This window comes from Bacillus cereus group sp. MG16 (genome assembly GCF_040459875.1).
GTDB lineage: Bacteria > Bacillota > Bacilli > Bacillales > Bacillaceae_G > Bacillus_A > Bacillus_A paranthracis.
On sequence record NZ_JARVHE010000001.1, the window covers coordinates 1,630,954 to 1,649,069 of the forward strand.

Genomic DNA, 18,116 nt, shown 5'->3' on the forward strand with positions numbered 1-18,116 from the left:
TATGACCCTCTTCTTAAGGGGGTCTTTTTACACTTTTAGGCATACGTCTGCTTGTTGGAGGGTATGAATGATGTTTAAAAACTTTCCTTTTTTTAAAGGTAAAAAGGACACATCGTTTGATCATCTCGTTGAAGAAGTGAAAAAAGGATACATCCCAGAACATATTGCCATCATTATGGATGGTAATGGAAGGTGGGCAAAGAGGAGAGCGATGCCTCGTATTGCGGGACATCATGAAGGCATGCAAGTTGTAAAGAAAATCACAAAATTTGCAAGCAAACTTAATGTGAAAGTATTAACTCTTTATGCTTTTTCAACTGAGAACTGGAAAAGACCAAAAAAGGAAGTTGATTATTTAATGAAGCTTCCAGAAGAATTTTTAGGTACATTTTTACCAGAATTGATTGAAGAGAACGTACAAGTCCGTGTAATAGGGCAACAAGATCGTCTTCCTACGCATACACGCAGAGCGATGGAGAAGGCCATGGAAGAGACGAAAGAGAATACGGGATTAATTCTGAATTTCGCGTTAAACTATGGAAGTCGAGATGAAATCGTTTCTGCTGTGCAACATATGATGAAAGATCGTGAGGAAGGAAAAGTTCGTGTTGAAGATGTAAGCGAAGAAATGCTTTCTTCCTACTTAATGACGAGTTCTTTACCTGACCCAGAATTGTTAATCCGTACGAGCGGAGAGCTACGTATTAGTAATTTCATGTTATGGCAAATTGCATATTCGGAATTTTGGTTTACAGATGTGTATTGGCCAGATTTTACCGAGGAACATTTGCTAAATGCGATTACAGACTTTCAGCATAGAGGGCGCAGATTCGGAGGCGTGTAGAAAGAGAGGGTTTGGTAGTGAAACAGAGAATTATTACTGGAGTGGTTGCTGCCGCGCTATTCATTCCCATCGTAATTTACGGTGGCGTGCCTTTTACGGTTTTAGTGTATGCACTTGCTTCTATAGGTTTATATGAATTAATTCGTATGAATAAGCTTACGCTTATTTCAGTACCAACAGTTTTAGCTGCAGTATTATTATGGATTATTTTAATTCCAAGTAGTGCATCAGAACTGTTTACTTGGATTGGATTAGGTAAATTAGAAATCACATTTGTGATTGTTCTATTACTTTTATCATATACAGTCCTTTCTAAGAATACATTTACTTTTGACAATGCTTCATTTTTACTAATGGCGACAACATATGTTGCAATGGGATTCTTATATTTGAATGAAACGAGAATTTTAGGAATTAAATATGTGTTTTGCGCATTATTTGTTATATGGGCTACTGATTCAGGTGCATATTTCGTAGGAAAAGCATTAGGAAAAAGAAAATTATGGCCAGAAATTAGTCCAAATAAAACGATTGAAGGTTCATTAGGCGGCATCGTTTGTGGAATTATTGTGGCGCTTGTTTACAACATGTTCTTCCCAGTGGAATCGAATGTAGTAATTTTAATTGTGCTGACAATTATCATTTCTATTTTTGGACAAATTGGTGATTTAGTACAATCTGCATTTAAACGTCATTATGGCGTAAAAGATTCAGGTACAATTTTACCTGGACATGGTGGTATATTAGATCGAACAGATAGTTGGTTATTCGTTTTACCAATTCTCTACTTCTTATTACAATACAATTAATAAATGAACGAGGGGTTGGAGTCATGAAAAACATTAGTTTATTAGGTGCAAGCGGATCAATTGGTACACAAACTTTAGATGTATTACGCTCGCACCCAGACCAATTCCGTCTCGTTGCTTTTTCTGTAGGGAAAAATATTGACTACGCAGTAAAAGTCATTCAAGAATTTTCTCCGCAAATTGTCTCTGTGCAAAGAGAGGAAGATGTTTTAAAATTACAAGCTGTCTCTGGTAATACAAAAATTGTATATGGTAGTGAAGGACTTTTAGAAGTAGCATTACATCCAGATGCGGAGATCGTAGTAAATGCTGTTGTAGGTAGCGTAGGGTTGTTACCGACACTTCGTGCAATTGAGGCGAAAAAAACAATTGGAATTGCAAACAAAGAAACGTTAGTAACTGCAGGGCATCTTGTAATGGAAGCAGCGCGAAAACATAATGTTTCGTTACTTCCAGTAGACAGTGAACATTCAGCTATTTTTCAATGCTTGAATGGTGAAAATGAAAAAAGAATTTCTCGACTAATTATAACGGCTTCTGGTGGAAGTTTCCGTGATAAAACGAGAGATGAATTGCATCATGTGACCGTAGAAGATGCGCTTCGACATCCAAACTGGTCAATGGGTTCGAAAATTACAATTGATTCTGCTACAATGATGAATAAGGGGCTAGAAGTAATTGAAGCACATTGGCTTTTCGGTATCCCTTATGAGCAAATCGATGTTGTTTTACATAAAGAAAGTATTATTCATTCTATGGTTGAATTTGAAGATCGTAGTGTGATGGCACAGCTTGGCTCACCTGATATGCGAGTGCCAATTCAATACGCACTTACATATCCTGATCGATTACCTCTTTCAGACACAAAGCAGTTAAATTTATGGGAAATGGGTACATTGCATTTTGAGAAAATGAATCAAGAACGTTTCCGTTGCTTGCGCTTTGCGTATGAAGCTGGAAAAACAGGTGGAAGTATGCCAGCTGTAATGAATGCAGCGAATGAAGTAGCTGTTGAAGCTTTTTTACAAAAGAGAATTGGTTTCTTAACAGTGGAAGACCTCATTGAAAAAGCAATGAACCATCACAATGTCATTGCACGTCCAAGCTTAGAGGAAATTCTGGAAATTGATGCAGCCACAAGACGGTTTGTGATGGAACAAATTTAGCAAAGGTGGTATGGAATTGAATACAGCGATTGCCTTTATATTAATTTTCGGTGCACTCGTATTTTTCCATGAGCTAGGGCATCTATATTTCGCAAAACGAGCAGGTATTTTATGCCGTGAGTTTGCGATTGGTTTTGGTCCGAAAATATTCTCATTTGAAAAGAATGAAACGGTGTATACGATTCGATTACTGCCCCTTGGCGGCTATGTAAGAATGGCTGGCGAGGATGCAGATACAGTTGAGTTAAAGCCTGGGAAAAAGGTTGGCCTTGTATTAAACGAAAAAGACGAAGTTGTAAAATTAGTTTTTGATGGATATGAAAAGTATCCAAATGTTCGCGTTATTGAAGTCGAACAATCTGATTTAGAGCATAATTTAACAATTTCGGGTTATGAAGAGTACGAGGAAGAGCTTCAAACATTCCGAGTGAATGAAAAGGCTCGTATTATTACTGCTGGTGAAGAAATTCAAATTGCTCCGTATAATAGACAGTTTGGCTCTAAGAAATTAGGTCAACGTGCTTTAACGATCTTTGCGGGTCCTGCAATGAACTTCATTTTAGCATTTGTTATTTTTGTGATTCTTGGATTTGTACAAGGTGTTCCTGTTGACAAACCAATGGTCGGAAAAGTGATGGAGAATAGTGCGGCAGAGCAAGCTGGATTAAAAGAAAATGATACAATTCAAGCTATTGATGGGAAAAACACAAGTACATGGAAAGATGTTGTTACCATTGTACGTGAAAATCCGAATAAAGAAATTACGTTACAAGTAAAGCGTGATAGTGAACAGTTTAATGTGAAAGTAACGCCAACGCTCGATAAAGAAGGTAAAGAAGAAGTTGGTAGAATCGGTGTTTACTCTCCTGTAGAAAAAACAGTGATGGGTTCTATTAAATCAGGTTTTGAACAAACATACCAATGGACGAAACTAATTTTTGAGTCTCTTGTGAAATTAGTAACCGGCCAATTCTCTATTAATGAGTTGTCAGGTCCAGTAGGAATTTATAATCTAACAGATCAAGTTGTAGATTATGGATTTACGCGTGTATTAAGTTTAGCAGCCGTTTTAAGTATTAACCTTGGTTTATTTAACCTACTACCAGTTCCTGCTTTAGACGGTGGACGTTTGTTCTTCTTCTTAATTGAAGCGTTACGCGGGAAACCAATTGACCGCCAAAAAGAAGGAATGGTTCACTTTATTGGTTTTGCATTATTAATGTTACTTATGTTAGTTGTAACTTGGAATGACATTCGTAAGTTTTTCTTGTAAAATAAAGTGAAACTTATAATGAAATAGAGCTCGTAGAATAAAATCCCTCACCTAACTCGAGGTGAGGGGTTTTCCTGCGTGTAAGAGTAAAATGAAGAGGTGCGAATAGATGAAACAAAGTATGGTATTCAGTCCTACATTACGTGAAGTTCCAGCTGATGCGGAGATTAAGAGTCATCAGTTATTACTTCGTGCAGGTTTTATGCGTCAAAATGCTTCTGGTATTTATAGTTTTCTACCATTTGGATTAAAAGTACTACACAAAGTAGAACGTATCGTTCGAGAAGAAATGGAGCGCGCAGGTGCTGTAGAATTATTAATGCCAGCGATGCAAGCTGCAGAATTATGGCAAGAGTCAGGTCGTTGGTATTCTTACGGATCTGAATTAATGCGTATGAAAGATCGTAACGCTCGTGAATTTGCATTAGGAGCGACACATGAAGAAGTAATTACGGATCTTGTACGTGATGAAGTAAAGTCATATAAAAAATTACCGTTAACATTATATCAAATTCAAACAAAATTCCGTGATGAACAAAGACCTCGTTTCGGTTTATTACGTGGAAGAGAGTTTCTAATGAAAGATGCATACTCTTTCCATGCTACACAAGAGAGCTTAGATGAAGTATACGATCGCTTATACAAAGCATACTCTAACATTTTTGCTCGTTGTGGTTTGAATTTCCGTGCGGTTATTGCTGATTCTGGGGCAATGGGTGGAAAAGATACACATGAATTTATGGTATTATCTGATGTTGGTGAAGATACAATTGCATACTCTGATACATCTGATTATGCAGCGAACATCGAAATGGCTCCTGTTGTAGCTACGTATACGAAGAGTGACGAAGCAGAAAAAGCGCTTGAAAAAGTAGCAACACCAGACCAAAAAGCAATTGAAGAAGTATCTGCATTCTTAAGCATCGAAGCTGAAAAGTGCATTAAGTCTATGGTATTTAAAGTAGATGAGAAATTAGTAGTTGTACTTGTTCGTGGTGATCATGAAGTAAACGATGTAAAAGTGAAAAATGTATACGGTGCTTCCGTTGTTGAGCTTGCCTCTCATGAAGAAGTAAAAGAATTATTAAATTGTGAAGTTGGTTCATTAGGTCCAATTGGTGTAACAGGTGATATCGAAATTATTGCTGATCACGCTGTGGCATCAATTGTCAACGGATGTTCAGGAGCGAACGAAGAAGGGTTCCATTATGTAAATGTAAATCCAGAACGTGACTTTAAAGTAAGTCAATATACGGATTTACGATTCATTCAAGAAGGAGACCAATCTCCAGACGGAAACGGAACAATTCTTTTCGCACGCGGAATTGAAGTTGGTCATGTATTTAAATTAGGAACTCGTTATAGTGAAGCAATGAACGCAACATTCCTAGATGAAAACGGAAAAACACAACCACTTATTATGGGTTGTTACGGCATTGGTGTGTCTCGTACAGTGGCAGCAATTGCAGAGCAGTTTAATGATGAGAACGGTTTAGTTTGGCCAAAAGCTGTTGCACCGTTCCATGTGCATGTAATTCCAGTAAATATGAAATCTGATGCACAACGTGAAATGGGTGAAAACATCTATAACTCATTACAAGAGCAAGGATATGAAGTATTACTAGATGATCGTGCAGAACGTGCAGGCGTTAAATTTGCTGATGCTGATTTATTCGGCCTTCCAGTTCGCGTGACAGTTGGTAAAAAAGCAGACGAAGGTATTGTAGAAGTGAAAGTACGTGCTACAGGTGAGTCTGAAGAAGTAAAAGTAGAAGAACTTCAAACATATATTGCTAATATTTTAAAATAGGAAGAGGTACCTCGTAATGAGGTACCTTCTCTTTCTTTGTAAACGTATTTTGTAAAAGAAGAAGGGAGAAATCTTTCTTTGTAGTACGTTTCAATTTATAATAGCAAATGGAAGGAGAGTGCTTATGTCTTTAACAAATGAACAAAAAGAGCGATTTCAAATTTTGCTCCAGCAGTTGCAAATACCAGACGACCTTATAAATCAATATTTACAAGGCGGTGGTATTGAAAGGCTCGTTATCGATAAAACGAATAAAAGTTGGCATTTTAATTTACAAGTGCCACGTATTTTGCCTACAGAATTATATGAATTGCTAGAAACAAAGCTTAAGCAATCATTTTCTCATATTGCAAGAACAACATTTGCATTAGAAACAGAGAACAAACAATTTACTGAAGAAGAAGTGAGGGCGTATTGGCCACTTTGTACGGAACGAATTACATTTTCACCTATGTTTGCTTATTTAAAGAAGCAGCTTCCACAGGTCAATGGAGTGAAGTTACTTATAAATGTGAATAATGAGCTGGAATCTACTGCTTTAAAGAAAAACGTTGCGAAACCAGTAGGGGATCAATACGAGGCTTTTGGATTCCCGCGTTTCCAGTTAGATACACATATACAGCAAAATACAGAAGAAATGCAAAAGTTTCGTGAGCAAACGCAACAAGAAGACCGCGAGCGTGTTATACAAGCTATGGAAGAAATGGCGAAGAAGCAAGCTGAAGAAAGCAGCGTTGTGCATGAAGGGCCGATCACACTCGGGTATCTTATTAAGCCAGATGAAGAGATTACACCAATGCGAGAAATTCAAGATGAAGAAAGAAGAAAAACAGTTCAAGGATATGTCTTCCATGTGGAAACGAAAGAGCTTCGTAGTGGACGTACGTTATTAACTTTAAAAATAACTGATTATACAGATTCGATTATGATCAAAATGTTCTCACGTGATAAAGAAGATATTCCAATGCTACAATCCTTGAAAAAAGGAATGTGGGTGAAGGCTCGTGGTTCTGTTCAAAATGATACATTTGTTCGAGATTTAGTAATGATTGCAAATGATATTAATGAAATAACAGGACCGTCTCGTAAAGATAAAGCACCAGAAGGCGAAAAACGAGTAGAGCTCCATCTTCACACGCCAATGAGTCAAATGGATGCTGTTACTCCAGTTTCTAAGCTTGTTGCTCAAGCTGGTAAATGGGGGCATGAGGCTATTGCCATTACAGACCATGCTGTGGCACAGTCATTCCCAGAAGCATATTCAGCTGGGAAAAAAGCCGGAATTAAAGTTATATATGGTGTGGAAGCAAACTTAGTGAATGACGGTGTACCAATAGCGTATAACGAAGCGCATCGTTTACTTGCAGAGGAAACGTATGTTGTTTTCGACGTTGAGACGACAGGTTTATCAGCTGTATATGATACAGTTATTGAGTTAGCTGCTGTAAAAGTAAAAGGCGGCGAAATTATTGACCGCTTTGAATCTTTTGCAAATCCGCATCAACCATTATCGGCAACGATCATTGAATTAACAGGTATTACAGATGATATGTTAACCGACGCACCAGAAGTGGACGAAGTGTTTAAAAAGTTTGAAGAATGGATGGGCGACCATACACTTGTTGCTCATAACGCAAGCTTCGATATGGGCTTTATTAACGTAGGATTTAAAAAAGCTGGTTTAGAAAAAACAAAAAATCCAGTAATAGATACGTTAGAGCTTGCACGATTCTTATTCCCAGAAATGAAAAATCACCGTTTAAATACGTTGTGTAAAAAGATGGATATCGAATTAACGCAACATCACCGTGCAATTTATGATACAGAAGCAACGGGATATTTACTTGTAAAAATGTTAAAAGAGGTAATTGAAAAAGGTTTTGAATATCATGATCAATTAAACGATAGTATGGGACAAGGGGATGCATATAAACGCGGGCGTCCAAGTCATATGACATTACTTGCTACATCGGATGTTGGATTGAAAAATTTATATAAACTTGTTTCATATTCTCATTTAAATTACTTTTACCGTGTACCGCGAGTACCAAGATCACTATTAAAAAAGTATCGTGAAGGTATTTTAGTAGGAACGGCTTGTGATAAAGGTGAAGTGTTTGAGGCGATGATGCAAAAAGCTCCTGAAGAGGTAGAAGAAATTGCGCAGTTCTACGATTACATTGAAGTAATGCCACCAGAAGTGTTACGTCATTTAGTAGAGCGTGAACTCGTTCGAGATGAGGGACAATTAAAAACAATTATTTCTAACTTAGTAAAACTAGGTGAGACTTTAGATAAACCAGTTGTGGCTACAGGAAACGTGCATTACTTAAATCCAGAAGATGCAATGTATCGTAAAATTTTAGTAAGTTCACAGGGTGGAGCGAATCCGTTAAACCGACATTCATTACCACCTGTACATTTCCGTACAACGGATGAAATGTTAGAGTGTTTCTCATTTTTAGGTGAAGACGTAGCGAAAGAAATAGTCGTAACGAATACACAAAAGATTGCATCATTAATTGGTGATGTTCATCCAGTAAAAGATGATCTATATACACCGAAAATTGAAGGTGCAGATGATGAAACGCGTGATATGAGTTATAAAATGGCGCGTAGCATTTATGGTGAAGAGTTACCTGAAATAGTAGAAGCCCGTTTAGAAAAAGAATTAAAAAGTATTATTGGTCATGGATTCGCCGTAATTTATTTAATTTCACATAAACTTGTGAAAAAATCATTAGTAGACGGATATCTAGTAGGTTCGCGTGGATCGGTAGGTTCATCATTCGTTGCAACGATGATGGAAATTACAGAAGTAAACCCATTACCACCACATTATGTATGTCCGAAGTGTAAGCAATCAGAATTCTTTAATGATGGTTCTGTAGGGTCTGGTTTCGACTTACCGGATAAAGAATGTCCAACTTGTAATATTCCATATGTAAAAGATGGACATGACATTCCGTTCGAAACGTTCCTTGGATTTAAAGGAGATAAGGTACCCGATATCGATTTGAATTTCTCCGGGGAATATCAACCACGTGCCCATAACTATACGAAAGTACTGTTCGGTGAAGATTATGTATATCGTGCAGGAACGATTGGTACAGTTGCGGAAAAAACTGCTTATGGATATGTAAAAGGTTATGCAAATGATCATAACTTAACGATTCGAAATGCAGAAATTGATCGCTTAGTAGCAGGATGTACCGGTGTAAAACGTACAACAGGGCAGCATCCAGGTGGTATTATCGTTGTGCCAGATTATATGGACATTTTTGATTTCTCACCAATACAGTATCCAGCAGATTCAATAGGTGCTGAGTGGAGAACGACACACTTTGACTTCCACTCTATTCATGATAATTTATTGAAGCTTGATATACTAGGACACGATGATCCGACAGTTATTCGTATGTTACAAGATTTAAGTGGTATTGATCCAAAAACAATCCCAACGGATGATCCAGAAGTAATGAAAATTTTCTCAGGGCCAGAATCGTTAGGCGTAACGGAAGAACAAATTAACTGTAAAACAGGTACACTTGGTATACCAGAGTTTGGTACGAAATTCGTAAGACAGATGTTAGAAGAGACAAAACCGACGACGTTCTCAGAGTTAGTCCAAATTTCTGGATTATCACATGGTACGGACGTATGGCTTGGTAATGCGAACGAGTTAATTTATAACGGTACATGTACGCTGAGTGAAGTTATCGGTTGTCGTGATGACATCATGGTATACTTAATCTATCAAGGTTTGGACCCATCATTAGCCTTCAAAATCATGGAGTCAGTACGTAAAGGTAAAGGTGTACCAGAAGAATGGGAAGAGGACATGAAAAGTAATAATGTACCAGGTTGGTATATCGATTCATGTAAGAAGATTAAGTACATGTTCCCGAAAGCCCATGCGGCTGCTTATGTACTTATGGCTGTGCGTATCGCATACTTTAAAGTACATTTCGCGCTTTTATTCTATGCGGCATACTTTACGGTTCGTGCAGATGACTTTGACGTAGAAGCGATGGCAAAAGGTTCAGCATCTATACGTGCAAGAATCGATGAAATTGCGCAAAAAGGTTTAGATGCAGCACCGAAAGAGAAGAGTTTATTAACGGTACTAGAAATGACACTTGAAATGTGTGAGCGTGGATACTCATTCCAAAAGGTCGATTTATATCGCTCACATGCAACAGACTTTATTATTGATGGAGACTCATTAATCCCTCCATTTAATGCGGTGCCTGGTCTTGGTACAAACGCAGCTTTAAGTATTGTGGAAGCACGTAAAAATGGAGAATTCTTATCAAAAGAAGACTTGCAGCAGCGTAGTAAGGTTTCGAAAACAATTATTGAGTATTTAGATAGTCAAGGTTGTTTAGGTGATTTGCCGGATCAAAACCAGTTATCGCTGTTCTGATAGGTAGGAAAAGTCTTTGCAAATCAACATTTGGTATGGTATACTATTAACCGAGATAACCATGTCATGTATATTGTGTGAAAAGAAGAGTGGGGAAACCCACTCTTTCGTGTTACTATCTACATTTTATTGATGTGGAGAGGTAAGAAATTTCTGTCGTATATACATATTTTGTTACAAGTTTTACTTCTTAAATTTGGTAATACTAAGACAGATATTCCCTGCTTAACGGCAGGGGCTTTTGTTAGCTAACGAGAAAGAATAAGATAGACCGTTCTATGGACGGGGTCTTTTCTTGTGAATGGTACATGGCGGCAGGAAGGAGGCTGTTTATGGATAAGAAAGTCACAGAAGTTGTAGAAGCATTTGCGCAGCCAATCGTTGAAGAGTTAAATCTTGAACTTGTAGATGTAGAGTATGTGAAAGAAGGACAAGACTGGTTCTTACGCGTATTCATCGATTCTGAAAAGGGAGTCGACATTGAAGAATGCGGTGCGGTGAGTGAACGTTTAAGCGAAGCTTTAGATAAAGAGGATCCAATTCCTCATCTTTACTTTTTGGATGTGTCATCTCCTGGAGCAGAACGTCCATTAAAGAAAGAGAAAGACTTCCAGCAAGCGGTAGGAAAACAAGTGGCAATTAAAACATATGAGCCGATTGATGGTGAAAAGATGTTTGAAGGAAAAATGCTTTCCTACGATGGTACTACAATTACACTATTATTAACAATTAAAACACGTAAAAAAGAAATCCAAATTCCAATGGACAAAGTTGCAAATGCGCGACTTGCTGTTACGTTTTAGTTAGAAGGGGGATCTTCATGAGCACTGAGTTGTTAGATGCCTTGCTCGTATTAGAGTCAGAAAAAGGAATTAGCAAAGATATTATTATTGATGCGATTGAAGCAGCGTTAATCTCTGCTTATAAACGCAATTTTAACCAAGCACAAAACGTTCGTGTGAGCTTTAACCCACAAGTGGGAACAATCCAAGTTTTAGCACGTAAAGACGTTGTTGATAATGTGTTTGATCCACGTCTTGAAATTTCTGTTGAAGAAGCAAGACAAATTAATCCAAACTATCAAGATGGTGACGTACTAGAAATTGAAGTAACACCAAAAGATTTCGGTCGTATTGCAGCACAAACTGCAAAACAAGTTGTAACACAACGAGTGCGTGAAGCTGAGCGTGGTGTTATTTACTCTGAGTTTAGTGACCGTGAAGAAGATATCATGGTTGGTATCGTACAACGTCAAGATGCTCGTTTCATCTATGTAAGCTTAGGAAAAGTAGAAGCTTTATTACCTGTAAGTGAGCAAATGCCAAACGAACAATACAAACCACATGATCGTATTCGCGTATTCATTACGAAAGTAGAAAAAACAACAAAAGGACCACAAATTTACGTATCACGTACACATCCTGGTCTTTTAAAACGTTTATTCGAAATGGAAGTTCCTGAAATCTATGATGGAACGGTTGAAATTCGTTCTGTAGCACGTGAGGCAGGAGATCGTTCTAAAATCTCTGTACATGCAGAGAACATTGATGTGGATCCAGTAGGTTCTTGTGTAGGACCGAAAGGACAACGTGTACAACGCATTGTAGACGAACTAAAAGGTGAAAAGATTGACATCGTTCGCTGGTCAAATGATCCAGTAGAATATGTTGCCAATGCTTTAAGCCCATCACAAGTTGTGAAAGTACTTGTAGATGAAGAAGAAAAAGCAACAACAGTTGTTGTTCCAGACCACCAACTGTCATTAGCTATCGGTAAACGTGGACAAAATGCACGTCTTGCAGCTAAATTAACAGGTTGGAAAATTGATATTAAGAGTGAGTCTGATGCGAAACAACTTGGTATTGTAACAGAAGAAGATAGCGTAGTCGCATTCGGATTCGATTCTGTTGAAGACGAAATCGAATAGAGGTGATGAGTATGAGCAATCGAAAAGTTCCGTTACGAAAATGTGTTGCAACGCAAGAAATGAAATCAAAACGAGAGCTCGTTCGCATTGTTCGTTCCAAAGAGGGAGAAGTGTCTATTGATTTAACTGGAAAGAAATCAGGACGAGGTGCTTATTTATCAAAAGATAAAGAAAGCATTCTTCAAGCTCAAAAGAAAAATGTTTTGGAACATCATCTAAAAGCGAAAATCGACAGTTCTCTTTATGAAGAGCTTCTTGAGCTTGTTGAGAAGGAGTCGAAATAAGTGTCCGATTGGAAATCGTTTTTAGGACTAGCAAACCGGGCTCGAAAAATTATTTCGGGTGAAGAACTCGTTTTAAAGGAAGTACGAAGTGGCAAGGCAAAACTTGTGTTGCTCTCTGAGGATGCGTCAGTAAATACTACAAAGCGTATCACGGATAAAACGACGTACTACAACGTACCAATGAGAAAGGTCGAAAATCGACAACAATTAGGGCATGCGATTGGGAGAGATGAGCGAGTCGTTGTAGCTGTGTTAGATGAAGGCTTTGCGAAAAAGCTGCGTAGCATGCTCGATACAAGTTACCGGGGGTGAAGGTATGAGTAAAATTCGAGTGCATGAATATGCGAAAAAACATAATATCTCAAGTAAAGAGCTTATGACAAAACTAAAAGAAATGAATATCGAGGTTTCGAATCATATGACAATGTTAGACGATGAAGTAGTAAACAAATTAGATAATGAGTATCAAGCTGAAAAACCTTCTGTTGCAGATGAGTTTGAAGTAGAAGAAAAAGTTGTTCGTAGTAAAAAGAACAGCAATAAGAAAAAGAAGAAAGGCAAAGGAAACGAAGACAAGCGTCAAGAGAACTTTGCTGGAAGACAACAAACACAAACTGTAGAAACACCAGATAAAATTACTTTCTCTGGAAGCCTTACAGTAGGTGACCTTGCTAAGAAATTAAGCAAAGAGCCATCTGAAATTATTAAGAAGCTCTTCATGCTTGGAATTATGGCAACAATTAACCAAGACTTAGATAAAGATACAATTGAGTTAATTGCTAACGACTACGGTATTGAAGTAGAAGAAGAAGTAATTGTTAGCGAGACTGAGTTTGAAACATTCATCGATGAGCAAGATGATGAAGAGAACTTAAAAGAGCGTCCAGCTGTAGTTACAATCATGGGACACGTTGACCATGGTAAAACAACATTACTTGACTCTATCCGTAACTCTAAAGTAACTGCTGGCGAAGCAGGTGGAATTACTCAGCACATTGGTGCATACCAAGTTGAAGTAAATGACAAGAAGATTACATTCTTAGACACACCTGGTCACGCGGCGTTTACAACGATGCGTGCTCGTGGTGCACAAGTAACAGATATTACAATCCTTGTTGTTGCAGCTGATGACGGTGTTATGCCACAAACAGTTGAAGCAATTAACCATGCGAAAGCAGCAGGAGTACCAATTATTGTTGCTGTGAATAAAATGGATAAACCAGCAGCAAATCCTGATCGCGTAATGCAAGAATTAACAGAATATGAATTAGTTCCAGAAGCATGGGGCGGAGACACAATTTTCGTACCAATTTCTGCAATTCAAGGTGAAGGAATTGACAACTTACTAGAAATGATTCTTCTTGTAAGTGAAGTAGAAGAATATAAAGCAAATCCAAACCGCTATGCAACTGGTACTGTAATTGAAGCACAGCTTGATAAAGGTAAAGGAACTATCGCGACATTACTTGTTCAAAACGGTACGCTTCGAGTTGGAGACCCAATCGTTGTTGGTACTTCATTCGGACGTGTTCGTGCAATGGTAAGTGATATTGGTCGTCGTGTAAAAGTTGCTGGTCCATCAACTCCTGTCGAAATTACAGGTTTAAACGAAGTGCCACAAGCGGGAGATCGTTTCATGGCATTCGCTGATGAGAAGAAAGCTCGTCAAATCGGTGAATCACGTGCGCAAGAAGCGTTACTTGCTCAACGTGGTGAAAAATCTAAATTAAGCCTTGAAGATTTATTCCAACAAATCCAAGAGGGCGATGTAAAAGAAATTAACTTAATTGTGAAAGCAGACGTACAAGGTTCTGTAGAAGCAATGGCAGCATCACTTCGTAAAATTGATGTTGAAGGTGTTAAAGTTAAAATTATCCATACAGGCGTAGGTGCGATTACAGAATCTGATATCATTTTAGCTTCTGCATCTAATGCAATTGTAATTGGATTTAACGTACGCCCAGATGTGAATGCGAAGCGTACAGCTGAATTAGAGAACGTTGATATTCGATTACACCGCATTATTTATAAAGTAATCGAAGAGATCGAAGCAGCGATGCAAGGTATGTTAGATCCAGAATTCGAAGAAAAAGTAATCGGTCAAGCAGAAGTACGTCAAACGTTTAAAGTAACAAAAGTTGGAACAATCGCAGGTTGTTACGTAACAGACGGTAAAATTACACGTGATAGTGGTGTGCGTATTATCCGTGATGGCGTAGTAATTTTCGAAGGACAACTTGATACGTTAAAACGATTCAAAGACGACGTAAAAGAAGTTGCACAAAACTATGAGTGTGGTATTACAATTGAGAGATATAATGATCTTAAAGAAGGGGACATTATTGAAGCATACATTATGGAAGAAGTGAAGCGATGATTATCGCTTCACTCTCATTCGAGTGTATGATTTACGATGTGCATTCTTTAAAAGAGAAACGAGCAATTTTGCAACGGGTGCTAACTCGTGTGAAACAGCGTTATAACGTAGCGGTTTCAGAAGTAGGGCATCAAGATGTATGGCAACGTACGGAAATTGCAATTGTTTCTGTATCCTCTAATCGTGTTATTTGTGAAAAAGAAATGAATCGTGTACTTGAGTATATCGATTCATTTCCTGAAATTGAACGTACGATAACACAATTGGAATGGTATTGAATGAGGTGAAGAGTTATGAAATTACGTGCAAACCGTGTAGGCGAGCAAATGAAAAAAGAATTAGGCGACATCATCAGTCGTAAAATTAAAGATCCACGTGTCGGATTTGTTACTGTAACAGATGTACAAGTGAGTGGAGATTTACAAATTGCTACAGTGTATATTTCTGTTTTAGGTGATGAAGAGCAGAAAGAAAGTACATTAAAAGGTTTAGCGAAGGCAAAAGGCTTCATTCGTTCAGAAATTGGCCAACGTATTCGTCTTCGTAAAACGCCTGAAATTTCCTTTGAATTTGATGAATCTATCGGATATGGTCATCGAATTGATACACTTTTACATGAAATTAATAAAGAAGGTAAACGTGAAGAATAATGGATAGACATTTGTCTATCCATTTTTTCAATGTAAAATAAGTTTTAGGTAATGATTATGAAAGAATTACGATGAGGTGAACATATATGGAAGGTGTAGTATTATTACATAAGCCAAAAGGCATGACATCACACGATTGTGTATTTAAATTAAGAAAGATATTGCGTGAAAAACGAATTGGTCATACAGGAACATTAGATCCAGATGTAACAGGAGTATTGCCTATTTGTGTTGGACGAGCAACGAAGATTGCACAATTTTTAACAAGTGAAACGAAAACATATGAAGGTGAAGTAACATTAGGGTTTTCAACAACAACTGAAGATGCTTCAGGTGAAGTTGTGGAAACGAAACATGTAGATCGTGTTATTACTCGTAAAGAAGTGGAGGAGGCTCTTGCCGCATTAACAGGTACGATTGAGCAAATGCCTCCGATGTTTTCGGCTGTAAAGGTTAACGGGAAAAAATTATATGAATATGCAAGAGCAGGACAAGAGGTTGAACGTCCAGTTCGTACAATTACAATTCATGAATTTGTATTACTAGATGATCGTGAAGTGTTTGAAGGAGAAAATATTTCATTCCGTTTCCGTGTAACGTGTAGTAAAGGAACATATGTAAGAACATTAGCGGTAATGATTGGTGAAAAACTTGGTTTTCCATCACATATGTCTCACCTTGTAAGAACGGCTTCTGGTGAATTTTTATTAGAGGATTGCATATCATTTGAAGAAATTGAGGAAAACGTGCAAAATGGAACAGTAGAGTCTATCTTCATTTCAATTGATGAAGCATTAAGTAAATTCCCGAAAATGGTTGTAGATGAAAAGCAAGCAGAAAAAATAAAAAATGGTATGTTCTTAAAAAATGAATTGCAAATAACGGCGCCGTTTATAACAGTGTTTGATAAAAACGATCACTGCCTTGCAATTTATGAGCACCATCCAAAGCACCCTGGTATGCTAAAGCCGATGAAAGTACTTGTGAATAATCAAGAACTAAAGCTATAATGAATTATTGGAAGGATTATTACAGAAAAAGGTGAATTCAAGCGTGAAACTTATTCATTTAACTCATCCACATGAACAAAATAAATTAGAATTACCACCTACTGTAATGGCATTAGGATTTTTTGATGGCATTCATTTAGGACATCAATGTGTGATTCGAACTGCGAAACAAATAGCGGATGAAAAGGGATATAAAAGTGCAGTTATGACATTTTATCCGCATCCATCTGTTGTTTTAGGTAAAAAAGAAGCGCATGCCGAGTATATTACACCAATGTGTGATAAAGAAAAAATAGTCGAGAGTTTAGGAATCGATATATTATATGTTGTTAAATTCGATGAATCATTTGCAGGCTTATTGCCACAACAATTTGTAGATGATTATATTATTGGTTTAAATGTAAAGCATGTAGTAGCAGGGTTTGATTATTCATATGGACGTTTAGGAAAAGGAAAGATGGAGACTTTACCATTTCATGCAAGAGGGGAGTTTACACAGACTGTGATTGAAAAAGTTGAATTTCAAGAAGAGAAAGTAAGTTCTACGGCATTACGAAAGTTAATTCGAAATGGCGAAATGGAGCAAATTCCATCTATTTTAGGTAGAGCATATACAGTAGGAGGAACGGTTGTACACGGTGATAAACGTGGACGTCAAATTGGTTTCCCAACAGCTAATGTAGGTTTAAGTGATGAGTATCTATTACCACCTGTAGGTGTTTATGCAGTGAGATTAAAAGTTCACGATGAATGGTACGATGGTGTATGTAATATTGGATATAAACCAACCTTTAAAGAAGATGAGCGCCAACTATCTATTGAAGTGCACTTATTTGAATTTAACAAAGACATATATGATCAAAATGTTACAGTAGAGTGGCATATGCGTATAAGAGAAGAGAAGAAATTCAATGGCATCGATGAGTTAGTTGAACAAATCGCAAAAGATAAGAAAACAGCACAAGAATATTTTGCGAACGAAAATAATATACTTGCTTTTTCAAATGAAAAGTAGTATTCTATGTTATGTACTTTATGACAACCATTGCTTGGCATTGCGACTCACCGACGCTTGCTAGGTAATCGGGGGTTTAATTAATAGGAGGTGAAATAGGATGGCTTTAACACAAGAGCGTAAAAATGAAATCATTGCACAATTTAGAACTCATGAGACTGATACTGGTTCTCCAGAGGTTCAAATTGCTGTCCTAACGGAGCAAATTAACACTCTAAACGAGCACTTACGTACTCACAAGAAAGATCATCATTCACGTCGTGGTCTATTAAAGATGGTTGGTAAACGTCGTAACTTACTAACTTACCTTCGTAATAGCGATATCACACGTTACCGTGAATTAATCACAAAGCTTGGCTTACGTCGATAGTCAAAGAAGCGGGAATATTCCCGCTTTTTTGTTAGGTAAAAATATATCTTCTACTCTTTATAGCTTACTTCATTTTCGGTAATACTAGAGGTAGAATATTGTGATATACTATCCATTTACATAGAAGAATTGAATACTTTAAATTGAGAGGGGTA

General features: G+C 37.5%; 16 protein-coding genes. All 16 read left to right on the top strand.

What is annotated here, in order from left to right; genetic code table 11:
• Window positions 1–67: 67 nt before the first annotated feature.
• The 16 genes from uppS to rpsO all read left to right on the top strand — a co-directional run bounded on the left by uppS (window position 68) and on the right by rpsO (window position 17,961).
• On the top strand, window positions 68–844 hold the full coding sequence (gene uppS / locus QCI73_RS08590; RefSeq protein ID WP_000971300.1) for an undecaprenyl pyrophosphate synthase: 777 nt from the start codon (window positions 68–70) through the stop codon (window positions 842–844).
• Between the two features lie 17 nt (window positions 845–861).
• Window positions 862–1,653, top strand: coding sequence for a phosphatidate cytidylyltransferase (gene cdsA / locus QCI73_RS08595; protein ID WP_000813584.1), 792 nt, complete (start codon window positions 862–864; stop codon window positions 1,651–1,653).
• Between the two features lie 23 nt (window positions 1,654–1,676).
• Window positions 1,677–2,819, top strand: coding sequence for a 1-deoxy-D-xylulose-5-phosphate reductoisomerase (gene dxr, locus QCI73_RS08600; protein WP_000790362.1), 1,143 nt, complete (start codon window positions 1,677–1,679; stop codon window positions 2,817–2,819).
• Between the two features lie 16 nt (window positions 2,820–2,835).
• Window positions 2,836–4,092 (top strand): RIP metalloprotease RseP, encoded by a 1,257-nt coding sequence (gene rseP / locus QCI73_RS08605; protein WP_001090248.1) that lies wholly within the window; start codon window positions 2,836–2,838, stop codon window positions 4,090–4,092.
• Window positions 4,093–4,201: 109 nt separating this feature from the next.
• Window positions 4,202–5,902: a proline--tRNA ligase gene (locus tag QCI73_RS08610; RefSeq protein WP_000814308.1), complete on the top strand. Its 1,701-nt coding sequence runs from the start codon at window positions 4,202–4,204 to the stop codon at window positions 5,900–5,902.
• Between the two features lie 124 nt (window positions 5,903–6,026).
• Window positions 6,027–10,328, top strand: a complete 4,302-nt coding sequence (locus QCI73_RS08615) for a PolC-type DNA polymerase III (RefSeq protein WP_353822752.1) — start codon at window positions 6,027–6,029, stop codon at window positions 10,326–10,328.
• 332 nt (window positions 10,329–10,660) lie between these two features.
• Window positions 10,661–11,131, top strand: a complete 471-nt coding sequence (gene rimP, locus QCI73_RS08620) for a ribosome maturation factor RimP (protein WP_000359097.1) — start codon at window positions 10,661–10,663, stop codon at window positions 11,129–11,131.
• Between the two features lie 17 nt (window positions 11,132–11,148).
• Window positions 11,149–12,255, top strand: coding sequence for a transcription termination factor NusA (gene nusA, locus QCI73_RS08625; RefSeq protein WP_000102609.1), 1,107 nt, complete (start codon window positions 11,149–11,151; stop codon window positions 12,253–12,255).
• An 11-nt stretch (window positions 12,256–12,266) separates the two neighbouring features.
• Window positions 12,267–12,539 carry an RNase P modulator RnpM gene (rnpM, locus tag QCI73_RS08630; protein WP_000071128.1) on the top strand — a complete coding sequence of 91 codons (273 nt, stop codon included), beginning with the start codon at window positions 12,267–12,269 and terminating at the stop codon, window positions 12,537–12,539.
• Entirely contained in the window at window positions 12,540–12,851 is a 312-nt protein-coding gene (locus QCI73_RS08635; RefSeq protein ID WP_353822753.1) for a YlxQ family RNA-binding protein, read from the top strand. It begins immediately after the preceding gene.
• Between the two features lie 4 nt (window positions 12,852–12,855).
• Window positions 12,856–14,916: a translation initiation factor IF-2 gene (gene infB / locus QCI73_RS08640; protein ID WP_353822754.1), complete on the top strand. Its 2,061-nt coding sequence runs from the start codon at window positions 12,856–12,858 to the stop codon at window positions 14,914–14,916.
• Window positions 14,913–15,194, top strand: coding sequence for a DUF503 domain-containing protein (locus QCI73_RS08645; RefSeq protein WP_000582364.1), 282 nt, complete (start codon window positions 14,913–14,915; stop codon window positions 15,192–15,194). The genes infB and QCI73_RS08645 overlap by 4 nt, the downstream gene beginning before the upstream one ends.
• Window positions 15,195–15,209: 15 nt before the next feature.
• Window positions 15,210–15,566 (top strand): 30S ribosome-binding factor RbfA, encoded by a 357-nt coding sequence (rbfA, locus tag QCI73_RS08650; protein ID WP_000776443.1) that lies wholly within the window; start codon window positions 15,210–15,212, stop codon window positions 15,564–15,566.
• Between the two features lie 86 nt (window positions 15,567–15,652).
• Window positions 15,653–16,576 carry a tRNA pseudouridine(55) synthase TruB gene (truB, locus tag QCI73_RS08655; protein ID WP_353822755.1) on the top strand — a complete coding sequence of 308 codons (924 nt, stop codon included), beginning with the start codon at window positions 15,653–15,655 and terminating at the stop codon, window positions 16,574–16,576.
• A 43-nt stretch (window positions 16,577–16,619) separates the two neighbouring features.
• Window positions 16,620–17,591, top strand: coding sequence for a bifunctional riboflavin kinase/FAD synthetase (ribF, locus tag QCI73_RS08660; protein WP_000766710.1), 972 nt, complete (start codon window positions 16,620–16,622; stop codon window positions 17,589–17,591).
• 100 nt (window positions 17,592–17,691) lie between these two features.
• Window positions 17,692–17,961, top strand: coding sequence for a 30S ribosomal protein S15 (gene rpsO / locus QCI73_RS08665; protein ID WP_001229392.1), 270 nt, complete (start codon window positions 17,692–17,694; stop codon window positions 17,959–17,961).
• The last annotated feature ends 155 nt before the right edge of the window (window positions 17,962–18,116 follow it).